Origin of the sequence: Adhaeribacter pallidiroseus (assembly GCF_003340495.1) — a bacterium.
Taxonomy (GTDB): Bacteria; Bacteroidota; Bacteroidia; order Cytophagales; family Hymenobacteraceae; genus Adhaeribacter; species Adhaeribacter pallidiroseus.
The window spans coordinates 245,781-268,240 of record NZ_QASA01000001.1; the positions used below are offsets into that span (position 1 = coordinate 245,781).

Here is a 22,460-nt window from a genome sequence, read left to right on the forward strand (position 1 = left end):
TGCCGGAAGAATTTGTTGGGTACGAGGGTAGTTTAGTTTGGTTTGTATGCTACGGCTGAAAAATAGAAGCTGCCTCTAACCCGTGAACTATTGGCGCTAGTATCGTTGAAAGATTTAGTATTTAATTTATTATGATATATCCCATTATCGCTTACGGCGACCCCGTTTTACGCACGAAAACCAAAGCTATTCCGCAGGATTACCCGGATTTAAAAAAACTGGTGGCCGATATGTACGAGACCATGTACCATGCCCATGGAGTTGGGTTAGCCGCGCCGCAGATTAGTAAAGGTCTCCGGTTGTTTGTAATTGATTCGGCTCCTTTTGAAGAAGACGAGGAAAAGAAAAAATTAGCTGTGAAGCAAGCTTTTATTAATCCGCAGATATTAGAAGAAAACGGCGAGGAGTGGGCTTTTGAAGAAGGCTGCCTGAGTATTCCGGGTGTTCGCGAAGATGTTATCCGGCCCGAAAAGGTGATTATCCGGTACTTTGATGAAGATTGGAACCAGCACGAAAAAACCTTTGACGGCATGGTCGCCCGGATCATTCAGCACGAATACGACCACATCGAAGGCGTACTGTTTACCGATCATTTATCGGGTTTTCGGAAGCGCTTAATTAAAAGCAAACTTACTAAAATTAGCAAAGGCGATGTAGATGCCGATTACGTGATGCGCTTTTACGGCAATAAAAAGTAATAACAGCTTACTTATATTAAACATTAAAGCTATTCCGGCTTATTTTTAAAAACTCCTTTTGCTAGCAGAAAGAGTTTTTATTTTATATAAATGCCTGGCTGTAATAGATTAATTTAATTCGGTAGAGTAAAGGTTGGAAAAGTTTTTCTGATCAAATTTTTAAATTTTGGAGTCGCTTACCTGCTTTAGTATAGGTTGTAATCTTTTATCGGTAATACAATACCGGTGTCCTTCCACCAGCAGGTGCATCACCAAGTTTTCTACTGCAATCGGCGAGCCATAAGCCACCTCATCAATGTTGCAGTACTGAATTTGGCTGCCATCAATAATGGTTACTACCCCAGGGCCAAATACTTCTACCAGGCTGCCTTCTTTAATAATTACCCCGGTTTCTTCCCCTAAACCTATACCCAGGTAATCGGGCCATTTAGCAATCGCTACCGCCAAACGACCAAATCGGCCTCGTTCAGTAAAATGCGAATCAATGTATAATTTTTGTACAAACGAGAGGCCGGAACACGTTTTGGTTTCGCCTTTTACTAGAGAGTTAGAGCCGTAACCTTCGTAAATCATGCGGTTAGAAATAGCACTGGCCCCGGCACTGGTGCCGGCAATTACAATATCTTCGTTTTGGTACCGCTGCTGCATTAATCGCTGTACTTGGGTATCGAGCAGAAATTGGTTGATGCGGCGTTGGTCGCCGCCGGTAAAAAAGAAAACATCCGCCCGGTTAATTCGCTCTAAATATTCTGGTTTATCCGCTGCATTTTGTTCATCAATGTGCATCACGTGGGCATTCTTTAAACCCAACTCCACAAAAGCTTCCTGGTACGCATCACCCGATTCCTGCGGCGAAGGAGCGGCCGTTGTAATTACTTCCACCACGGAATTAGCTTGGCAATAATCTGCCCGGATTAATTGTAGCAAGCCATCGTCGTCGCCACCACCCAGCGCAATTAAGGTACCTTTAGGTTTTGTCATACAGTTTTATAATTTAAAATTAACTGTGCATACTGTTTAGTAGGCAAGCAGGTTTTTTAAAATTTTTGTTCCGATAAGTACAGTCTTGATTTTATAAATATGTACTAAAATTGTGTAACGCCTTCTACTGCAGGGTACCTTACTTTTGTAGTGTTACAAACCGAAAAGCTGGTAATTAACAACCAGGGTTCCGGTATGTTTAACCTTATAAATTTAAAAAAATGGCCATAAACACCACCGCAACACTTGCCTCAGATGTAGTTACTGCTACCTATCCCGTGGGCGGTATGACTTGCGCCGCCTGCGCTGCTAGTGTCGAATCGATGCTTCAAGCCCAGCCGGGCGTAATTTCGGCTTCCGTATCTTACGCCAACCGTTCGGTAGCTATTCACATGCAACCCGGTAAAGTAACTTTTAATCAGTTACAGAAAACGGTAAGACAAATTGGTTACGACTTGCTGGCTAATCCCGAAATGGCCGAAGAACTGGAAAAACAGCATTATACAAAACTTAAGAAAAGAACACTAGGTGCTTTTATCTGCGCGGTGCCGGTTATTATCATCAGCATGTTTTTCCACCACGGTTTTCCCGGATCGAACTGGTTATTACTGGTGCTTACTACCCCGGTAGTTGGTTGGTTTGGGCGGGATTTTTTTGTAAACGGATTTAAAAAAGCCAAGCACGGTGCAGCTAATATGGATACTTTGGTGGCTCTTAGTACCGGAGTTGCCTACTTATTTAGTGCTTTTAACACCTTTTATCCGCAATGGATGAACCAACGCGGGTTAGAGCCGCAAGTTTACTTTGAATCGGCGGCAGCCGTTATTGCTTTTATTTTATTGGGGAAGTTACTCGAAGAACGAGCCCGCAAAGGAACTTCGGCGGCTTTGAAAAAATTAATCGCGCTGCAACCCAAAAAAGTAAAAGTGCTCCAACCCGACTCAACCGAAATAGAAATACCCATAGAGGAAGTGCAATCCGGCGACCGCATCCGGATCCGGCCCGGTGAAAAAATACCCGTAGATGGCTTGGTGCAACAAGGAGAATCGTTCCTGGACGAAAGCATGCTGACGGGGGAACCTATTGCCTTACGCAAAACTATTAACGACCGGGTATTTACCGGAACGCTTAATCAGAAAGGCAGCCTGGAGATTGTAGCGCAAAAAACCGGTTCCGAAACCATGCTGGCCCAAATTATACAAACGGTACAAAAGGCCCAAGCGAGTAAGCCGCCCGTGCAAAAATTAGCCGATCAGATTTCGGCGGTTTTTGTACCAATCGTGTTGGGGCTGGCGCTTTTGAGTTTTGGTATTTGGTACCTGGTTGGCCCCGATAATAGCTTAACTTTTGCTTTGCAGGCTTTTGTTACGGTATTAATTATTGCTTGCCCTTGTGCGCTAGGTTTAGCCACGCCCACGGCTATTATGGTAGCTGTAGGAAAAGGAGCAGAAAATGGGATCTTGGTGAAAGATGCCCAAAGTTTAGAAATAGCCCACAAAGTAAACGCCATTGTACTGGATAAAACCGGTACTTTAACCAAAGGTCGTCCCGAAGCCGAAGAGTTTATCTGGGTTAGTAATAAAAGCAATTATTCAGAAGTAAAAGAAGCAGTGTTGGCCATCGAACAACGTTCCGAACACCCTTTAGCCGAAGCCATTACGCAGAACTTACGTTTAGATGAATTAAAACCAGTAAATATAGAAGAATTTAAAAGTATAACGGGCCAAGGCGTACAAGCCAAAGTTGGCAATCAGTTATACTCAATTGGTAACCGTACGCTACTTCTGGATTCCGGTATTGTTATTTCAGAGAGAGCCGAACAAATAATGAAGGAGCAAGGCGAATTAGCCAAAACGCTGATATTCGTAGCCGTCGAACAGGAACTCGTGGCTGTAATTCCGGTAACGGATCAGATAAAAGAAACCTCCGTACACGCCGTCCGGGAACTGCAAAATTTAGGATTAGCTGTTTACTTACTTACCGGCGATAACCAGCAAGCTGCCGAAGCTATCGCCCGGCAAACAGGTATTGTACATGTAACAGCAGGCGTATCGCCAACTGGTAAAGCAGATTACGTGAAGCAACTGCAACAGAATAATTTAACCGTGGCGATGGTAGGCGATGGCATTAATGACTCGCCCGCTCTGGCCCAGGCCGATTTAGGAATTGCGATGGGACAAGGTACCGATGTGGCTATGGAAACGGCGGGTTTAACGCTGATGCAATCGGACCTGCGTTCTATTGCCAAAGCCATAAAACTCTCCCGGGCTACCGTTAGTACTATCCGGCAAAACCTTTTCTGGGCCTTTATCTATAACTTAATCGGTATTCCTATCGCGGCGGGGGTATTATATCCCATAAACGGCTATTTATTAAATCCCATGCTGGCTGGAGCGGCTATGGCGCTTAGTTCCGTATCGGTGGTGGCCAATAGTTTACGGCTGCGCCGATTAATGCTGTAGCACAAAGAGTAAAATTTAAAAAAAACTGAAGCTACTGTTATTGGAGCAGTAGCTCCTTTCTAGTTTACCTTTGCCTTGTATTTACTTTACCAGTTCTTTATTAACCGGGGTAGGGCTATTAAATAAATCGCTGTTTACATTCTGACTAACCACAATATCCTGCATCCTCATTTTTTCGTCGCCCCGGCTGGAAGCGATTTTAATTTTTCCGTATTTTTTGTATTCGGTCCAGGGTCGGGTAAAAGCTGGTTTTTCGTCGGTAGCATTTCGGAAAAAAGACCATTCAGTTACTAAACCGGCGTTTTTATCGATTCCTAAAACATACCGGTTGTTAGGCGTAACACCAACTTCTTTAAACGTAAGTTCTATTAAATCTACAGCAGCCCCAGTTTGGGTTTTTCCTTCACCTGTATACTTCAGCGTAACGCCCTTATCGCGTAGCTTAAATGGCATCAGCAGCCAGTACGAATTATTGGCCCATACCGCATATTGTTTGTTTAGTATTTCCCGGCTCTTTGCAGTATCTGGCAGCACTTTGCCTTTGCTGTAAACAGTTCCTTTTTTTGTGTTCAGGTCCGAGATTACGACCAACGTATCTTTTTCGTAGCGAAATTTATTTTCGTATTTATCCCAGATATGATACTGCCCCAGCCAACTCCAGGCAATAAAACGGGTATTGTTCCAGTTTTTGATGCCGCCCATGTTTTTGATCACTTTATCAGCTAAGACAATGGCACGTTCATCCGACGCGTTAGTGGCGTTTTGGGCAAGTAAATAGCCGGGTAATAAAATCAAAAAACAGCGTAAAAACCAAATGGTAGTTTTCTGAAACATCTTTTTAAAGCATTTACTTATAAACTTCTTTAAACTAAATAAAGATAGAAAATCCGATTAAAAATAAAATATTAATATTATTTTCTGGTGCGGCTCTTCGGTAACTAGTACGCGTAGTCATCTAAAATATTGTTTTTTAAAAATATAAATGCTACTTAAGTTTTAACTACTCGTAAACCCGAAATAAAAACAAAGATTAACCTGTCTGACGCCGCTTGCGTAAGGGTGCATGGAATGGTTCGGCCTTTTTGACGATAGAATAGAGGCTTAATAACCCCTGATGGTTTAATTGTGCTACGTCTATTGGCTGTTTAGCCACTCCCTTATAGTTAATTAGATATATTTAAAAAAATGGCAAAATATACCTTTAAAGATGTTCTCTCCATTGGCAAACATGCAGTGTCCGAGTTTATGGAGAATAATTCCTTCCGGTTAGCGGCAGCCCTGTCTTACAATACTATTTTTGCTTTGCCGCCCTTACTGCTGATTTTAATTACGGCGGCTAGTACTTTTCTGGGCGATGTAGACTGGTCGAGCAAGCTTGCACTCCAGATTCAAGGCATGATTGGGAAAGACAGTGCCGCTGAAGTTCAGAAAATGGTTAATAACATAAACCGCAACGATGCCAAAGGCATTATGGGCGCCGTAGGAGTGGGAGCCCTTATTTTTACCGCTACTACTTTTTTTATAACCTTACAGGATGCCCTTAATACAATCTGGAATATTAAAGCCAAACCCAAAAACAATTTTGTAAAAGTACTGCAAGACCGGTTTTTATCTTTCGGCTTAATCATCAGTATTTCTATCTTAATGCTAATTTCCTTTATTATCAGTGCTGCTTTAACGGCCATGATGGATATTTTAAAAAAGATATTTCCGGATATAGCGGTTATTTTCATGCAAATTTTTGATTTTGCTTTTTCTACCGGGTTCATTACGTGTATGTTCGCTCTTACTTTTAAATACCTACCCGATGCCATTATTCGCTGGAAAGATGTTTGGGTAGGTTCGTTTTTAACGGCTCTGCTTTTTGTAATAGGTAAATATTTAATCGGCTTTTACCTAGGAAACAGCGATGTAGCCTCAGCGTATGGAGCAGCCGGCTCAGTTATTATTCTTCTGGTATGGATTTATTATTCTTCGTTAATTATTTTCTTTGGAGCAGAGTTTACGCAAGAGTACGCTGAACGCTTCGGTGAAAGAGTAAGACCAAAGTCGCACGCCGTTGAAGTAAAATTACAAGAAGTAACGCACGCCGAAAGCCAAGATAAACAAGCGGGTCGCCCACCCGCCGAAGGACGGTTCCGCAAAGAATAAACGGAACAAAGCATTTGTTTTACAATAGACTTCTTTCAAAAGTAATTAGATATTAAGTAAATAGCAGAACTTTGCGGTATGGTGACAAAATACGAACAAATCCGCTTTTTAAGCGAAGCTCTTTTCCGGCGCTTAACAGGGGTGCATAAAGCCACCTTTGAGCACATGAAAGCAGTTTTAAGCGAACAAATAGCCAAAAACAAGAAAGTTCTCGGTCGTCCTAGTCGCTTGTCGGAGGCCGATCAAGTATTGATGATGTTAGAATATAATCGGGAATACCGGACCTATTTTCACATCGCTCAGAGCTACCAAGTGAGTGAAGCCACGGCCTTCCGCTTGATTACACGAGCGGAAAATCTTTTACTCCAATCCGGGGAATTTAGCTTACCTGGCAAAAAAGCCCTTCTCCAAAGTTCCATCAGTTACCAAGTAGTACTGGTAGATGCTACGGAGACAAGAATCGAACGTCCCCAAAAAAACAAAGACGCTACTACTCGGCTAAAAAGAAACAACATCATCTGAAAACACAAATGATAGTGGATAAGAAGAGCGGAAAAATCATTTGTACGCATTTTGCCAAAGGAGCAGTGCATGATTTCCAACTTTTTAAATGCAGCCAGCTTAAACTCCCAACTCCTATCCTGCTATTAGCGGATTCGGGTTATCAAGGAATCAAAAAGTTGATCCCGCAAGCCCATACCCCGAAGAAGGCCTCCAAACATTATCCTTTAACGCGGCAAGACCAGCAACAAAACCGAGCGTTGTCTTCCCAGCGAATCAAGATTGAAAACGTGTTTGGTTTTCTTAAACGATTCAAAATTTTTGCTACCAAGTATAGAAATCGTCGAAAGCGCTTTGGCTTACGCTTTAACCTCTTTGCTGCCATTGCTAATTACGACACTATCTAAGTACTTTTGAAAGAAGTCTAATAAGAAAGCCAGCCTGGTAGGTACACCAGGCTGGCTTTCTTATTGTAAGTATTTTGTATATAACAAGCTCATTTATAATCAGATTTATAATCTCATCAGCATGCCGCTTTTATACTTTGGTTTTAAGTGTTATTACTGATTGTACATGCCAGAATAGAGGTAATAAAGTAGTGCAGAAGCAATACAAATCAAGGCTTCCATTCTCTTTTGCACTAAAAATTAAAATTTTAATATAATAAAATAAATATATAACAATTTTCTACTAATTGGCATGATTATTCCTGCTACTAACCGGCTTGTAATAACTTCTTTTTTAAAAAATTATCGCCAATCCAAAATCTCTTTTATACATACTTAGCTCGGTTCACATACATCCATCAACTATTCTATTTATTAGCCTATGTTATACAAAATTCTACTTTATTTAATAAACAGATCTGTCTCTCTTTTTTCCGAGAAGTTAATAGGGTTTCTGTTTTTCTTTCTTGCCTTAGCGCCTCTTATTCAGGCGCAAACGGTAGATGCCAACTTTAAACCATCGGTGTACAGTAATTATGAAATGGACGGACAAATACTGGCTAGTGCTCTGCAACCGGCGGATCGAAACTTAATTATCTCGGGCGATTTTACCAAAATAGATGGCTCTATCCGCAAATCTTTAGCTCGTCTGAAGTCCGACGGTAGCCTAGATCTTAATTTTGATCCGGGAAACAGTGTTGATAATAGTATTACCGCTATAGCGATACAACCCGACGGTAAAATTATTATCGGCGGTATGTTTACCACCTATGATGGCAAACCGCAAAATAAATTAGCCCGCTTAAATAAAAACGGAACACTGGACGAAACTTTTCATACCGGTAATGCGGCAGCTAATAATTTTACGATTGGTACCGGGGCTAATAACTATATAAATGCCATTGAATTACAAGCTGATGGCAAAATAATAGTAGGAGGTTATTTTACCACCACTTCTGGTTTTTACCTGAGTAAGATTGCGCGACTTAACGCCGATGGTACCATTGATACTAGTTTCAATCCGGGGTTTGGCGTTAACAATACTGTAAACACGGTAGCTGTACAGCCGGATGGTAAAATAATTATTGGCGGTTCCTTTACGGCGGTTAACAATATTAGCCGTATCCGGATTGCCCGCCTAAACCCGGATGGAAGTTTGGATACTAGTTTTGATGCCGGCATGGAAGTAAGCTCCGATGCTACTACCAAGTTAGATAAAGTATTGCTGCAGCCAGATGGTAAGGTTTTAATTGCCGGCGATTTTGTATCGGTAAAAGGTTCTCCGCAGCGCTACTTTGCTCGCCTGAATGCCGACGGTAGTCTGGATGTAACTTTTAATACGGGTGGAGGTGCCGATGGGATTGTGAGTTACTTGCTGTTGCAGCCGGATGGCAAAGTAGTATTAGCCGGCGATTTCGAAAATATCAATGAAACTTCTAGCCGGCACATTGCCCGTTTAAATGCGGACGGTACCCTGGATAATACCTTCGTCCCTGGTTCCGGAGCCGATGGTAAAATTGTGACTTTAGCTCTTTTCCCCGATGGGAATATTGTGGCAGCGGGAAGTTTTACCTCTTATTCTGATGTAGAATGTCAGAATTTAGTGCAGGTAACTTCAGTTGGTAAGCTTAATACGCAGTATAATATTACAAAAGGAAATAGCAGTAAAGTAAAAGCTATTTTAATTCAATCAGACGGCAAAATTTTAATTGGTGGAAGTTTCTCCAATGTAAGTACCTTGCCACGTAACCATGTTGCCCGGCTGAACAAAACGGGTAGCCTCGATAAATCTTTCAATGAGGGTTCGGGCCCTGATGGTTATGTAAATGCATTAGCGCAGCAGGCCGACAAAAAAGTAATAATTGGCGGTAATTTTACCACAGTTGATGGATTAAGCCATAATTACTTAGCTCGTTATAATGCGGATGGTAGCTTAGATAAAAATTTTAATCCCTTCACCAATGCGGAAGTAGAAGCCATAGCCATTCAAAAAGATGGGCGTATATTACTTGGGGGTAGCTTTACCCAGGTAAATGGCCAGGCCCGAACCCGAATTGCCCGGTTAAATGCCGATGGCACTTTAGACGAAACCTTTAACCTTGCTACCGGAATTTCCAACACCGTATCCGCGATAATTGTAGATGCTGCGGGCAAAATTATAATCGGGGGCGATTTTTTAAAAGTTAACAATATTAACCGCAAATATTTAGCCCGCTTAAATCCGGATGGTAAATTAGATGCCAGTTTTTATCCGGGAACTGGCCTAGACGGAGCGGTGAAAGCTATTGTGCAACAACCGGATGGTAAAGTAGTTTTTGCCGGTTTATTTACTTCCGTTAACGGTGAAACTAGAAAAAATATTGCTCGCTTAAATACCGATGGTACTCTGGATGTTTCTTTCCAGACGAATGCGAACGATGGTATCTATACGGTGTTGCTTCGGGAAGATGGCCGGATAATGGTAGGTGGTATTTTTACCCAGATTGACGGTAAAGTACGTAACCGTATCGCCCGTTTAAAAGCCAATGGAAGCTTAGATCCTACTTTTGATCCTCGTTTCAGAAGCAATGCAGGCACTAACCGCGAAGTAAATACCTTGGCTCTAATGTCTGATAACCGATTGCTATTAGGAGGTTACTTCACCATGGTTACCGGTTACGGACGCACCCGCATTGCTTTACTTTCGGCAAAAGCCCCGCAAACTATTAAACTATCCCCCATTAGTGATGTAACAGACCAAAGCAATCCTATCCCTGTTACTGCTACCGCTTCTTCTGGTTTACCGGTTACCATTGAAGTAATTTCGGGGCCAGCCATTTTAGAAGGAAATACCCTGGTAATTACCGGTTCCGGCGAAGTAAAGATAAAAACTACCCAGCCGGGTAACGAAGACTACAGTGCGGCCACTCCGGTAGAATTATCTTTCTGTGTGACACCGCCTCAGCCAGTTATTACGATAGCTAAAAATGTGCTCACCTCAAGCAGTGATACGGGAAATCAATGGTATTTCAACGGCGAAGCTATTGCGGATGCTACGGGGAAAACCTACACGGTTACTAAAGCCGGTGAGTATACCGTAAAAGTGGGTACAGGTACTTGTCTCTCCACAATGTCTGGGGGGCAAAAGATTAGCGAGGAAACCCTCGGGGAAATAGAACCAAAACCAGAACCAAATCCCGATCCAACAATCGTCGCTCTAGCTGCCTTCCCCAACCCAGCTAGTACAGAGCTTAAAATCGAAGGCAGCGCAATTGGCCCTGGATTAGTTACTATTATTTTTTATGATGCGGTTGGCCGTAAAGTATGGCAAGAAGAGGTTGAAAGTACTACAGTTGATTTAAATTTAAATTTTTCTATTACGCAATTACCCCGGGGATATATGATCTTGCATGTTATTACTCCGAAAGGGACTATCCGGCAACATCATGTTCTAAATTAATCTGTATTTTAAAAATAAAAAGACTAATCCCGAAGCAACGAGTCGCTTCGGGATTAGTCTTTTTATTTTTTACCCAATGGGTTTAGGCCATCTAAAATAATTTAAAGCTAGTCGTTATTAGTTGGTTTATCCTGATAAACGGGGAATGGTAGAAGGAATAACTTGAGAGTAGGTACTGTAAAATTTCGCTTGGGCAGCGCAGGCGTTTATCAGAATAAGTTAATTTTAAAATATGGCTTATAAATTATTTTAACTGCCTTGCAACCAAAGTTAGCCAAGCCGGGTCATTCCGGTACACACCCGTTTTATTTTTAAATTAATGAAACTACGCTTGGGCAGAACCCAAAGTATTTACAACTTATTGTACATGCTTATTTATTATATATGCTTTCTCGGCCTGCTAATAGCGCTCAGTGAACTTTCTTTTCCGGCCGGTAGACTTGCTTTTAACCGATTATTACCGCTTAGCTGCTAGTTACTATTTGTTTTCGAACTGTTTAAAAATATTCTGTATGCAAAACCATGACGCTACTTGTTTATTTTTTAGCCGCCCGGCAGCTTATATCTTATTTTTAATAGCATCTTGGTTATTTACTGCTTGTACAGAACCCTGCGAAGGAGTTTATAGCTACAAAGTATACGAACCTGTCTATCAATCGCCGGCGGAACTCCTGGCTTCCATTAAGGCACAACCAGCCAAAGCAATTCGTAAAACCGGTAAAATTTACGCGGTTGATCAGTATATTTTGGTAAATGAATTAAACCAAGGAATTCATGTAATAGATAACAGTAATCCTAGCAATCCGCAAAATATCAGTTTTATTTCCATTCCAGGTAATGTGGATATGGCGGTCCGGGATAAGGTACTGTACGCCGATGCGGCAACGGATTTGATGGTCCTGGATTTTAAAAACCCGAATGCAGTAAGTGTCCTGAAGCACTTAGAAAAAGTATTCCAACCTAACCCGGTTTTTTAAAAAACGGTACAATCGAAATTCCGGATCCAAGCAAAGGAATAGTGGTTGGTTACAAAGAAAGAATATTAACCGAAAAGCGCCGTTGTGATGAAATGGCTCCCGCAAATCCAAATGATGACTGGATCGCGTTTGATAGAGCCAACACGGTTAATTACGCGAATAGCGCAGCAAAATCTAATAACAATAGCTCAACTGGTAAAGGCGGATCAATGGCGCGGTTTACTATTACTGGAAATTACTTGTACACTGTAGGCACCAGCCAAATGGGCGTTTTTAACATTGCAAATCCGATAAATCCACAATTAAAAGAACCGGTGTATTTAGGGGCTGGCATTGAAACAATCTTCCCTTATCAAAATAAATTGTTTATTGGTTCTAATGCCGGCATGTTCATTTATGGCTTGTCTAACCCGGCGGTACCTGCTTACTTGGGAGGATACTCGCACCTGCGGGCTTGCGATCCGGTGGTAGTAGAAGGAAATTATGCTTACGTTACGTTGCGGGCCAACGCCAATAGTGTTTGCGGGGGTACGGCTAATCAGCTGGATGTAGTAGATATTAGCAACGCGGCCATGCCGCAGGTCCGGAAAACGTACCCGATGCAAAATCCGCACGGTTTAGGAATTGACAAGAATGCTTTGTTTATCTGCGAAGGCAACTACGGGTTGAAAGTTTTTAATGCGACCAATCCGGATGCAATTACTGATAATCAGTTAAATCATTTAAAAGATTTACATGCATTTGATGTGATTCCGCTGGGTAAAAATTTATTGGTTATTGGAGAAGATGGTTTCCGGCAGTACGATTACACTAATCCTGAAAGTTTAAAATTCTTGAGCAAGATTCCGGTGGTGTCCCAATAGATAACGGGCAAATAGCTTGATTTCGGAAATTAACTTAAAAAAATGTTTTTAATAAAATCTTGGATTACAAGGTGTAGAGCCAGATTATTTTAAATTTATTCAACGTTATTGTAATTTTGTTACAGAATATTGATAAAAATTATTTTATTATTGAAAAATATAAATACATTTGTATTAAACAATTTCGGTTTAGATTCACGATTATTTCAGATATAATACTTCAGAATAACTGTTTAACCGGATCTTTTTACGTTTTAAATACCAATTTTGCTTTACTTGTTCACTGTTCAATGAAAACGCCTGGTATTATACCAGGCGTTTCTTTTTTAACAAATTTTTAAATTTTTAAGCAACTTGCTCTTCTTTGGTAGCTAATTGGCCACAGGCCGCATCTATATCTTTGCCCCGGCTGCGCCGCACATTTACCTGCACGCCCCGATCGGCGAGGTAATACACAAATTTCGACAAGTGATCTTCGTCGGTGTTCTTAAATAATGCCGCCGCAATCGGATTGTATTCAATAATATTAACCTTACACGGAATTACTTTCGTGAAGCGGTATAATTCTTCGGCATCCTGCAGCGTATCGTTAAAGTTTTCGAACACGATATACTCGTAAGTAACTTTTCGACCGGTAACCTGGTGATAATACCGGAGGGCTTCGGTTAAAGCCTCCAACGAATTGGTTTCGTTTATCGGCATAATCTGGTTCCGCTTTACATCATTAGCCGCGTGCAACGACAAAGCTAAATTAGCTTTAATATTATCGTCGGCCATCTTTTTTATCATTTTGGCAATACCAGCGGTACTTACCGTAATACGGCGGGCCGCCATGTTTAAACCATCGACCGAAGAGGTAATGCGCTCGATTGATTTCATGACATTGGCATAATTTAAAAGCGGTTCGCCCATGCCCATAAACACAATATTGGTTAAAGGTACCCCGGAGTTTTCCAAGCTTTGCTGATTAATAAGCACCACCTGGTCATAAATTTCGGCGGCATCCAAGTTTCGCTTCCGATCCATGTAGCCGGTGGCGCAAAACTTACAGGTTAAAGAGCAACCTACCTGGCTCGATACACACGCAGTTTTCCGTTCGTCGTGCGGAATTAAAACGCCTTCTACAATATTGCCATCAAATAATTGAAAAGCAGATTTTACCGTTCCATCGCTGCTCAGTTGTTGTTTGGCTACTTGTACCGTATTAATGGAGAAGTAATTATTTAATTTTTCGCGCAGGGGCAGCGAAATATTATTCATTTGATCGAACGAGCGAGCCGCGTGTTTCCAGAGCCATTCGTATACTTGCTTGGCCCGGAAAGGCTTTTCGCCGTTATCGGAAAACCAAACTTTTAACTCATCCAGCGAAAGTTTGCGAATATCAGTTTTTGTGCTCGTCGGTATCATCTTACAAAGGTATAAAATATAAGTAGTTGGTCGTTATTAGTTGTTCGTTGTTCGACTCATTAAATATTTAAAATCAGCTACTTATTCTACTATTTTCTTTTGTTTAATTTAATATAAGTACTTATCAGGTAATGGGGGATGCCAACCGGATCATGGTAGGTAATCTGAATATTAGGCGCTTACAAAGCTGATTTTACCTAATACAAGGGCAAAACAAAAGCAAAGCCGCAATAGTTGCAGGCTAATTTTAGTTTTTAGGTCTGCCGGCGAGCTTAGAACCAGGCGCTTAGCCCTTACCAGCTTCTTCTAATTTGGCACGAACTTCCAACGGAACAGATACTACTTTACGGGTAGTGTAATTAAAGCACAGCATGCCCGTTTTGGCATGGGCCACTGGTTTGTTATCTTGGTTGGTGACCCGGTAAAGTAAGTCAAAACCGTATTTATTAAAGTCGGCGGGCGCCATTTGTATGAAAAGCGTGTCCCCTAAAAATCCTTCTCCTTTATATTCAATAGCTACATCGGCCATAATTAAGGAACTGCTACCAAATGCTAATTCGGTGTAGCCCAGAGATTGCAGGTATTGTAACCGGGCATCGTGCAGAATGCTAAGTAAAGCATCGTTGCCCAGATGCCCGCCGTAATTTATATCGGACACCCGAACTTTTATTGTGGTAGAAAAAACGTAGTTCTCGGGTAGTTCAATTTTTATACGGGCCATGAGATTGGTTGCAGGTTACAGGTTGCAAGTTACAGGTTACAGGTTGGGAGTTATTAGTTATAGTTTGTAAGTTTTATTTTGGTTAAGGAAATTGGGTTTGGTTTAAATACGTAAACAAATTTTTAAATCTATTTATAAAAAATCTATTAACCAGTAAGCTTTATCAACGTTCCATTTCAACCTGTACCTTGTAAGTCACAACCTATAACCTGCAACCTGTAATCAACCCCATGAAAACGGAAATCCGGCAAACGAAAGACGGTTCAGCTACTTTATACGTACCCGAACTGAATGAGCATTACCATTCGGTGAATGGCGCCTTGCAAGAATCCATGCATGTATTTATTCGGGCGGGTTTAGAATATGCCTGGCAAAACCAAACTGAACTTGCTATTTTGGAGGTTGGGTTTGGTACTGGTTTAAATGCCTTACTTACCTTGCAGCAAAGTTTACTTTACCAAAAAAAGATTGTGTATCAAACCCTGGAAAAATATCCGCTTGCTCCGGCCATTATCCAGCAGATGCATTTTGAACAATTTATTTTAAATCCGGAATTGCTGGATTATTTGCAGCCCTTGCATACAACTCCTTGGAACGAACCGGTGAAAATAACCTCGGAGTTTACTTTATTTAAATTAGAAGCGGATTTACAAACTTGCTCGTTCCCCCAAGAGCAATACGATTTAATTTATTTCGACGCTTTTGCCCCCGAAAAGCAACCGGAACTCTGGACCGATGACATTTTTAAAAAATTGTTTCGTTCGTTAAAAACAGAAGGCTTTTTGGTAAGTTACTGCGCTAAAGGTAGTTTTAAACGCAGCTTAAAAGCGGCTGGCTTTGTGGTAGAAGCTTTGCCTGGTCCGGCCGGTAAACGCGAAATGACCCGAGCCATTAAGTAAGCCTTTATTGTTTTTAATCAGAAGAGTTGAATACACTTTTTCCACGTAAAACCTGACCGTTTTCTAATCGTTTAGTACAGGTAATAACTATTAATTTACGAACACTTTTATCTAAAATCAGAAGCTTATGGCAAAAAATAAAAGTAAAGCTGATAAAAAAAGTAAGGGCAAAAAGAATAAAAATAACAAGCACGATTTCGCGGATATTATATCAAAAGTTATCGGCAATCTAGCCCGGAAGAGTACTAAGAAATTAATAAAATCTTTTGAAAAAAGAGCTGGTAAGCTGGCTGCTAATGTTACACCGGGTAACCTGCTGGCAACTGCTTTCGATACTGCTGGCAAAAACCAAAACAAAGAAGTAAAGCAAAATACTACCGCTGTAGTAGAGGAGTAAAGAGTTTAACTTTGTGCTGGCTTTTAATTTAAATTGTTGCGTTATAAAAACCGGCTTTTTAATTCAGGAGTAGGTACCATGCAGCTTTCTTGTTTCCCAAACCACCGGTACCGGTTTCGGGCAACACCCACGTAAATAAAATCACGCAGAAAGGCTGGCAAAATAATAGCTGCGTAAGCTAAGGGCCAAAATCCATCTAGCCGGGCCAGTATTTTTAAAGCAGCCGTGGAGCGGACAAACATTTTTCCGTTTTCAACTAAAACAACGGTGTCCAGCGCATTATTTGAAAAATTTACTTGCTGTAATATTTCTTGGCCAGCGTCTGACTGCAAAGCGGTAAATTTAAAATAACCTTGCCGATCGTGTTTAATAACGAATTGTACAAAGCCATTGCATAAGTTGCAAACACCATCAAATAGAATAACAGCCTGATTAGTTACAGTCATTTTTTTAAATTTTTTCGATTCCGTATAATTACAAATATTGTAGCTATTTGGTTACTACTAAGGATAATATTGCTACTAAGTTTAACCAAATTTATCTTATGCACGTATCTTAGGTTCAATACGGGTTACCTTTTATATGTTATTAGTATTAAGGGCTAGTTTACCTGTTAGTACAAAATATTTTTTTTGAATTGTTAACCTTAAAGAATACCAAACGTATAGCAGGCAACTAATAAAATTATATTTATTACTAAAAATTGTAACATTAGTTAAAGTAAAACTATGAAAAAGACCTATTTAAGCATCTTAGCAGCAGCATTTGTAGCAACAACCACTTTCACTTCATGCTCCAGCACTAATACCGACACGGGTACATCTACTGGTACTTCTACCACTGACGACGCTACTGGAACTACTTCTGGATCTACTTCAGGCACTACTTCCGGATCTACTAGTGGTACAACTAGCGGAACTACCGATGGCAGCACTACCAGTGGTACTACTACTTCAGGCACTACTAGCGGTACTACTTCTGGCACCACGAGCGGTACAACCTCCGGAACTACAAGCGGTACAACCTCTGGATCTACTACTATGGGTACTACTGCTGGCACAACCAGTGGCACTACTTCAGGTACTACTACAACGGGTACTACCTCTGGCACTACTAGCGGTACTACTGCAGGAACAACAGCCGGGGGCACAACTGCTGGTACTACTAGCGGTACTACTGCAGGAACAACAGCCGGGGGCACAACCACTGGTGGTTCAACAACTGGCAACTAGTAAATAAATTATATTTTTTGCGAAAGCAATAAAAGGCATTAACCATTTTGGTTTTTGCCTTTTTTATTTTTAGGCCTTGGGTAATTAAGTCAATCTGCTTAGTTCTGCATGCATTATCTCTTACTTTATTTAAAAAAAGTATTTACAGTAGATTGCCGGGCTTTAGCGCTTATGCGCATCGGCATCGGGTTTGTTTTGTTAGTTGATTTAGCTATAAGAACTACCGACCTGGAAGCGCATTATTCTAATATTGGGGTACTGCCCTTGCACGTACTTTTCCAATATGTTTGGGACCCTTATTTAATTTCCATTCACGCTATAAGTGGTTTATGGCAAGTACAGGCTATCCTTTTTTTAATAGCCGCTTTTTTTGCAGTTTGCCTTATACTGGGATACCATACCCGTTTGGTAACCATTGTATCGTGGTTCTTGCTTTTATCGCTGCAGAACCGTAATACGCTTATTGGGCAGGGTGGCGACGATTTGCTGCGCATGCTTCTATTCTGGGCGATATTTTTGCCCTGGGGACGGTTTTACAGTTTGGATGCTCGGCGTATTATAAATCTTCCTAAATCCTTTATCCATTTTAGCGCAGCATCAGTAGGATTGGTGGTGCAAATTATGTTGGTTTATATTTGTACTGCTTTACTCAAAAACTCACCTGAATGGCATACCACTGGTACAGCCTTGTATAATGCGCTTAGTCTCGACCAGGTACTATTTCCGGTTGGTAAGCTTATTTATCCTTATCCCGTATTACTAAAATACTTAACGATAGGTACTTACTATACCGAGCTTTACTTGCCCTTTCTTTTATTAATACCTGTTTTTAATCCTTTTTTCCGGTTAATAGTTATTGGAGTATTAGCCGGATTTCATTTAGGGATTAGCCTGACACTTTTTGTGGGTTTGTTTTACTTAATTAACTGGGTTTCGCTATTGGGTTTATTGCCCCCGGTAGCCATAGACTGGTTAGAGACTAAATTATTACCTTATTTTCAAAATTTAGGGTATCGTTTTAAGGGCTACACAAGTAAAATTCCCTTACTGTTCGAAGTGCGGGCTGTGTGGCATGTATCGCCTGCCCGCCGAGAAGAAGTTAGTGCCATTAAAGAAGGCTTTGTGATAGCTGTATTGCTTTATGTAATTTGGTGGAATTTCTCGAATGTACCCCAGGTAAACCATCCCCTACCACCGGCGGCCCGCTGGCCCGGCATGTTGCTGCGGGTAGACCAGCACTGGGGCATGTTTGCACCCGAAGTTTTTAAAGACGATGGCTGGTATATTCTGGAAGGAATAACTACCGAAAACAACCACATTGACTTAAACCGGAACGGCTTACCCGTTACCGAAAAAAAGCCGGAATCGGTGGTGGCTTTGTTTAAAAACGATCGCTGGCGCAAGTATAGTGAGAATTACTTGTTTGTAAACAACTCGTTTATGCGGCCTTACTTCTGCAACTATCGCCTGCGAATTTGGAACGAAGCTCACCGCTCCGCAGATCAGATTAAAGAATTACAAATTATTTACATGATGGAGCGTACTTTACCTAATTACCAGCCCATTCAACCGCAAAAGCAAGTACTGTGTATTTGTGGTACCCAGTAAATTTTTAAATTTTTCTGTTTTACGAGCGTAAACTGGGTTTAACAAGTACGTGACCAAGTGTAAGATTCCCTCATCTGAAAGTTGCGCAAAGGTGGATCGTCTATAGATCTTAGCTTGTGGCGTTAAACTTGCCTTAAATTTAAAAAAAAATCGTACACGCTTTTCATAAGAAATACTTTATCGCTTAACTTAAAAACGATAACTATGCCCCAAGGAGATAAATCAGCGTACACCGATAAACAAAAGCGGCAAGCAGCGCATATTGAAGAAAGTTACGAAAAGAAAGGCTTAAGCGAAGAAGAAGCAGAAAAACGCGCCTGGGCCACCGTAAACAAACAAGATCACGGCGGCAAAAAAAGCGGATCGGGTAGGGGAACGGCTAAGGAAAAATCCTGAAACTTTAAAGGAAAGCTTAGAAAATGCAGAATTAAAAAGTTAAACGCCGATTTCTTTACGTCAGAAACCGGCTTTTGACATTTTTAAGTTTTACATAGCCCAGTCTTTGGGTAGTTTGCGCTTTTTATTGGCATCCCGAATACCTTGTGCGGCGGCGGCTGTAACTAATCCGCCTAAAAAGTACCATGTTACCGTCATTACTTTTGTTTGCAAGGTGCGGCCGCTGGGTTCCTCGCCTAAGCCCATTGGGCCAGGCAATACTACGCCACCAACCCCAGCCAGTGAACCTAATAATATCCCTTTTACCCAGGGCTGCTGACCAGTAGCGGCTAGTGAATAATACAAGGTATTAGATACCAAATCTCCCACCATCGACCACTTAAACAATTCATCACTGGCTGGTGGTTGCTCGTCCATTTTGTATAAACCTTTGGCAATAGCCCGCATGCCCAGCACATCCATCCGGGGGGCATTAGGTATAAACCGACGGGCTGTTTCATGTATAACCGTTACGGCAACCGCTCCGGCTAAGCCACTTATTAAAGCTTGCCAAATACTATTTTGCTCGCTCCGCTTGTGTTTTTTCTTTTGTTTTTTTAATTGGTTCTTCATAGGAGTTTCAGTTTAAAAGTATGAGCTACATGTACAGGTTTAAATACTAATGGATGAGCTTTGATGTTAATCAGCATGTAAGAATCATTCAGTATTTAAAGCAATAGCCCTTAAAAGAAGAGCTTTTGCCTGTAGCAGCAAGAACTACATTCCACATAAAAGTTACCTGCTGTCCAAATAACTAAATTTAATTTTGTTTACGGGGAATAACGCTCACGTTACCACTACGCTCTAAATACGCTTCCTGCACCTCTTCTACCTGGGTTAGCTTGCCGTTTAAGCGCAATACTTCGTTCAAGTCGTGGATCGTGAAGTTTTGTTTCTTCATATTTTCTTCTTGGATTTGCCCATCTTTAACTAAAAGCAACTGTTTGCCTTTAATGAGTAATCCAAAAGCATGGTATTTTTGGGAGATCATAGCTAGGAACCAGTGCAAAGCTACCAAACCGATGCAGGTAATACATGTTGGCACAAAAGGAGCATTCCCGGTTATTGCCCGGCTGAGTAAGGAACCCAGAATGATTCCCAAAACAATATCAAAAGCAGCATTTTTGCTGAAAATTCGCCGATCACCGACACGTACCAGGATGATTGCTAATATAAATACCAATAATCCCCGGAAACACATTTGCCACCAGTTTATAGCATTAGAGTCTGGGCCAATAAAATAACGAAGTGTTTCTTCCATTAACTAACCGTGCTGTTTGTAGCTCTAATGAACGGATCATATTTTTTTAAGTTCTTAAAACTAAAAGAGCCTGTTTTTATATACAATGTACCGGAGCTCACTAAATACAAAAATTTAAAAAACAGATCAGGTTTAAAGGACGGGCAATCTTTCCGGAAACTTTTTATGACAAATGGTAATCGGTAAAACAAAATGCCTGGTGTTATGAGCACCAGGCATTTTGTTTTAATTAAAAGTTATAGAATTAGTATTGCTTTAAATTGTGCGCAACGTTCCGGAAGTTCAGGCGAGAACGTCTGGATAGGTAACCAGCACCTAACACTAACAAGGCACCGCCAATTACTTTCTGGGTAGTGCTTAAGCCTTTTACTTTATTGGCAGCTGTAGTTCCAAATTGCTTTAACTGATCCGGAACCTGGTTTAGGTTAAGGTTCTTAAAGTAAGAAGAAGCGGTATCCAAGATATTATTGGCATTGTCTGCCGGCTGATTTAAATTATTGGTGTTATTTTCCATAGTTGTAATGATTAAAAATTTTAAGCTTGTATTTAAAGGTTATTGATCTCTCCGTTATATGGCCAAATAAAAATAACCGGATTAATCTTATCGCGAAAGAGCTTGATTTGTTACATTTTAAGGCAATTTTATTTTAAAAAAGGCTTTTTAACAGCGTGAGTTCTGTTTTTATTTTTACTGTGGGTTGATTCATCCGGTTATAACTTAGCTCTTGCATTAAAAAACTATTCTTAAATTGCAGGCTAATTTGTAAGAACATTCTTACCATGACGTACGCCGATTTTGTAAAAAATATTTCTTTCCGGTTTATTAAACCCGGCACCAAGCAACCATTAGGCACAGGTACTTTAAAACGTACTTTGCCAAAAATTGGATTTTCGCTGGATGTACTAAATACCGTATTACCAGAAAAGCACACCGAGTGGAAAGAAAGGCTAAAAACGGTTTGTAAAATTCCGCGCATGTCTACGTTTGCAGTAGGAGCCGTGATTAACCGTGGCGTTTCCGAAATGAAACCGAATGAGGTTTTTGTAAACGTGGGCGTATGGAACGGATTTACCTTTTTATCGGGTGTAGCGCACAACCCCACCAAAACCTGCATCGGCGTCGATAATTTTTCGCAGTTTGGTGGCCCGCGTGAAGCCTTTTTAAAGCGCTTTAACGCCCTGAAAAGTACCAACCACCATTTCTACGATATGGATTATGAAGAGTACTTTAACCGCCTGCATACTGGTAAAATCGGCTTTTACATTTACGACGGCGATCACAAATACGAAGATCAGTTACAAGGCCTGCAAGTAGCCGAACCACACTTTTCGGACAACTGTATTATTCTGGTAGATGATACCAACTGGCCCGACCCGCGCCAGGCTACTTACGATTTTATGCAAAACAGCGTTTATAAATACGAAGTTTTACTGGACGTAAAAACCTACCGCAATGGCCACATTACTTACCATAACGGCATTATCTTGTTCCGGCGAACCGGTAAAAAATAGAGATTACGCGTATCTATAATTCCAGTTCCATTTGAATATCGGCGCGCTTGTACCCGTTTGGCGCGCAAGGTACCTGCTGAAAGCCCATTTTCTGGTACACGTGCAAGGCCGGTTTCAAGGTTCGATGGCTCAAGAGAATCAACTTTTTAGCGCCGAGTTCTTTGGCTTTATCAATAGCTGCCGCTACCAGTTGTTGGCCAATTTTTTTGTCTTGCATGGATGCTGTAACGGCCATTTTACCTAACTCATATGCGGTTTCGTTTATTTTAAGTAAGGCGCAGGTGCCAACAGTCTGGCCATTGTAGCGGGCCATGATAATGGCGCCACCTTTGGCTAAGATGTAACTTTCCGGGTTGTCGAGTAATAAATTATCTACTTCTTCTAACTCGAAATATTTAGTGATCCATTCGTGATTTAAAGTCCGGAAGGCTTCTGCATCGGTGGGAGTATAGGCCTCAATTTGCAACATA

Annotated in this window: 22 protein-coding genes; 13 read left to right on the forward strand and 9 right to left on the reverse strand. The window is 41.1% G+C overall.

Features of this window, described 5'->3' with window-relative positions; translation table 11 throughout:
• Nucleotides 1-131 precede the first annotated feature (131 nt).
• Nucleotides 132-698, forward strand: coding sequence for a peptide deformylase (gene def, locus AHMF7616_RS00950; RefSeq protein WP_115371185.1), 567 nt, complete (start codon nucleotides 132-134; stop codon nucleotides 696-698).
• 159 nt (nucleotides 699-857) lie between these two features.
• On the opposite strand, the gene AHMF7616_RS00955 is transcribed toward def, so the two are convergent.
• Complete coding sequence (locus AHMF7616_RS00955) at nucleotides 858-1,679, reverse strand: cyanophycinase (RefSeq protein WP_115371186.1); 822 nt, start codon at nucleotides 1,677-1,679, stop codon at nucleotides 858-860.
• Between the two features lie 221 nt (nucleotides 1,680-1,900).
• On the opposite strand from AHMF7616_RS00955, the gene AHMF7616_RS00960 reads away from it, so the two are divergent.
• Nucleotides 1,901-4,141, forward strand: a complete 2,241-nt coding sequence (locus tag AHMF7616_RS00960) for a heavy metal translocating P-type ATPase (protein ID WP_115371187.1) — start codon at nucleotides 1,901-1,903, stop codon at nucleotides 4,139-4,141.
• Between the two features lie 81 nt (nucleotides 4,142-4,222).
• On the opposite strand, the gene AHMF7616_RS00965 is transcribed toward AHMF7616_RS00960, so the two are convergent.
• Entirely contained in the window at nucleotides 4,223-4,975 is a 753-nt protein-coding gene (locus AHMF7616_RS00965; protein ID WP_115371188.1) for a hypothetical protein, read from the reverse strand.
• Nucleotides 4,976-5,326: 351 nt separating this feature from the next.
• Here AHMF7616_RS00965 and AHMF7616_RS00970 point away from each other — a divergent pair, with 351 nt between their 5' ends.
• The 5 genes from AHMF7616_RS00970 to AHMF7616_RS00990 all read left to right on the forward strand — a co-directional run bounded on the left by AHMF7616_RS00970 (nucleotide 5,327) and on the right by AHMF7616_RS00990 (nucleotide 12,518).
• Nucleotides 5,327-6,292, forward strand: coding sequence for a YihY/virulence factor BrkB family protein (locus AHMF7616_RS00970; RefSeq protein ID WP_115371189.1), 966 nt, complete (start codon nucleotides 5,327-5,329; stop codon nucleotides 6,290-6,292).
• Nucleotides 6,293-6,370: 78 nt separating this feature from the next.
• A protein-coding gene (locus AHMF7616_RS00975) for an IS5 family transposase (protein ID WP_115371190.1) occupies nucleotides 6,371-7,200 on the forward strand; the annotation gives its coding sequence in 2 pieces (ribosomal slippage) (nucleotides 6,371-6,764 and nucleotides 6,764-7,200; 831 coding nt in all).
• Between the two features lie 421 nt (nucleotides 7,201-7,621).
• Nucleotides 7,622-10,678 carry a delta-60 repeat domain-containing protein gene (locus AHMF7616_RS00980; RefSeq protein ID WP_115371191.1) on the forward strand — a complete coding sequence of 1,019 codons (3,057 nt, stop codon included), beginning with the start codon at nucleotides 7,622-7,624 and terminating at the stop codon, nucleotides 10,676-10,678.
• A gap of 512 nt (nucleotides 10,679-11,190) precedes the next feature.
• Complete coding sequence (locus AHMF7616_RS00985; RefSeq protein WP_147275584.1) at nucleotides 11,191-11,655, forward strand: LVIVD repeat-containing protein; 465 nt, start codon at nucleotides 11,191-11,193, stop codon at nucleotides 11,653-11,655.
• Nucleotides 11,656-11,696: 41 nt separating this feature from the next.
• A complete protein-coding gene (locus AHMF7616_RS00990) occupies nucleotides 11,697-12,518 on the forward strand; it encodes an LVIVD repeat-containing protein (RefSeq protein ID WP_147275585.1) in 822 nt (273 codons plus the stop codon).
• A gap of 345 nt (nucleotides 12,519-12,863) precedes the next feature.
• Here the strand turns inward: AHMF7616_RS00990 and rlmN are convergent, their stop codons facing one another.
• Nucleotides 12,864-13,925, reverse strand: coding sequence for a dual-specificity RNA methyltransferase RlmN (gene rlmN / locus AHMF7616_RS01000; protein WP_115371195.1), 1,062 nt, complete (start codon nucleotides 13,923-13,925; stop codon nucleotides 12,864-12,866).
• Between the two features lie 286 nt (nucleotides 13,926-14,211).
• Nucleotides 14,212-14,646: an acyl-CoA thioesterase gene (locus AHMF7616_RS01005; protein ID WP_115371196.1), complete on the reverse strand. Its 435-nt coding sequence runs from the start codon at nucleotides 14,644-14,646 to the stop codon at nucleotides 14,212-14,214.
• Between the two features lie 230 nt (nucleotides 14,647-14,876).
• Here AHMF7616_RS01005 and mnmD point away from each other — a divergent pair, with 230 nt between their 5' ends.
• The gene (gene mnmD / locus AHMF7616_RS01010) at nucleotides 14,877-15,545 is read left to right on the forward strand and encodes a tRNA (5-methylaminomethyl-2-thiouridine)(34)-methyltransferase MnmC2 (protein ID WP_199474042.1); all 669 of its coding nucleotides are present in this window, start codon (nucleotides 14,877-14,879) and stop codon (nucleotides 15,543-15,545) included.
• Between the two features lie 127 nt (nucleotides 15,546-15,672).
• Nucleotides 15,673-15,942 carry a hypothetical protein gene (locus AHMF7616_RS01015; protein ID WP_115371198.1) on the forward strand — a complete coding sequence of 90 codons (270 nt, stop codon included), beginning with the start codon at nucleotides 15,673-15,675 and terminating at the stop codon, nucleotides 15,940-15,942.
• Between the two features lie 41 nt (nucleotides 15,943-15,983).
• Here AHMF7616_RS01015 and AHMF7616_RS01020 read toward each other — a convergent pair whose 3' ends face one another.
• A complete protein-coding gene (locus AHMF7616_RS01020; RefSeq protein WP_115371199.1) occupies nucleotides 15,984-16,388 on the reverse strand; it encodes a thiol-disulfide oxidoreductase DCC family protein in 405 nt (134 codons plus the stop codon).
• A 282-nt stretch (nucleotides 16,389-16,670) separates the two neighbouring features.
• Between AHMF7616_RS01020 and AHMF7616_RS01025 the strand changes: the two genes are divergently transcribed.
• The 3 genes from AHMF7616_RS01025 (at nucleotide 16,671) to AHMF7616_RS01035 (ending at nucleotide 19,178) form a co-directional block, all read left to right on the forward strand.
• Nucleotides 16,671-17,174 (forward strand): hypothetical protein, encoded by a 504-nt coding sequence (locus AHMF7616_RS01025; protein WP_199474044.1) that lies wholly within the window; start codon nucleotides 16,671-16,673, stop codon nucleotides 17,172-17,174.
• Nucleotides 17,175-17,282: 108 nt separating this feature from the next.
• Nucleotides 17,283-18,782 (forward strand): HTTM domain-containing protein, encoded by a 1,500-nt coding sequence (locus AHMF7616_RS01030; protein WP_115371200.1) that lies wholly within the window; start codon nucleotides 17,283-17,285, stop codon nucleotides 18,780-18,782.
• Between the two features lie 204 nt (nucleotides 18,783-18,986).
• Nucleotides 18,987-19,178: a hypothetical protein gene (locus AHMF7616_RS01035; protein ID WP_115371201.1), complete on the forward strand. Its 192-nt coding sequence runs from the start codon at nucleotides 18,987-18,989 to the stop codon at nucleotides 19,176-19,178.
• Between the two features lie 90 nt (nucleotides 19,179-19,268).
• On the opposite strand, the gene AHMF7616_RS01040 is transcribed toward AHMF7616_RS01035, so the two are convergent.
• The 3 genes from AHMF7616_RS01040 to AHMF7616_RS01050 all read right to left on the reverse strand — a co-directional run bounded on the left by AHMF7616_RS01040 (nucleotide 19,269) and on the right by AHMF7616_RS01050 (nucleotide 20,992).
• Nucleotides 19,269-19,790: a hypothetical protein gene (locus tag AHMF7616_RS01040; RefSeq protein WP_115371202.1), complete on the reverse strand. Its 522-nt coding sequence runs from the start codon at nucleotides 19,788-19,790 to the stop codon at nucleotides 19,269-19,271.
• A gap of 187 nt (nucleotides 19,791-19,977) precedes the next feature.
• Nucleotides 19,978-20,478 (reverse strand): DUF421 domain-containing protein, encoded by a 501-nt coding sequence (locus AHMF7616_RS01045; protein ID WP_115371203.1) that lies wholly within the window; start codon nucleotides 20,476-20,478, stop codon nucleotides 19,978-19,980.
• Nucleotides 20,479-20,722: 244 nt separating this feature from the next.
• Entirely contained in the window at nucleotides 20,723-20,992 is a 270-nt protein-coding gene (locus tag AHMF7616_RS01050; protein WP_115371204.1) for a hypothetical protein, read from the reverse strand.
• Between the two features lie 266 nt (nucleotides 20,993-21,258).
• Between AHMF7616_RS01050 and AHMF7616_RS01055 the strand changes: the two genes are divergently transcribed.
• Nucleotides 21,259-21,990, forward strand: coding sequence for a class I SAM-dependent methyltransferase (locus tag AHMF7616_RS01055; RefSeq protein ID WP_115371205.1), 732 nt, complete (start codon nucleotides 21,259-21,261; stop codon nucleotides 21,988-21,990).
• 13 nt (nucleotides 21,991-22,003) lie between these two features.
• Here AHMF7616_RS01055 and AHMF7616_RS01060 read toward each other — a convergent pair whose 3' ends face one another.
• Entirely contained in the window at nucleotides 22,004-22,459 is a 456-nt protein-coding gene (locus AHMF7616_RS01060) for a GNAT family N-acetyltransferase (protein WP_115371206.1), read from the reverse strand.
• Between the last annotated feature and the right edge of the window lies 1 nt (nucleotide 22,460).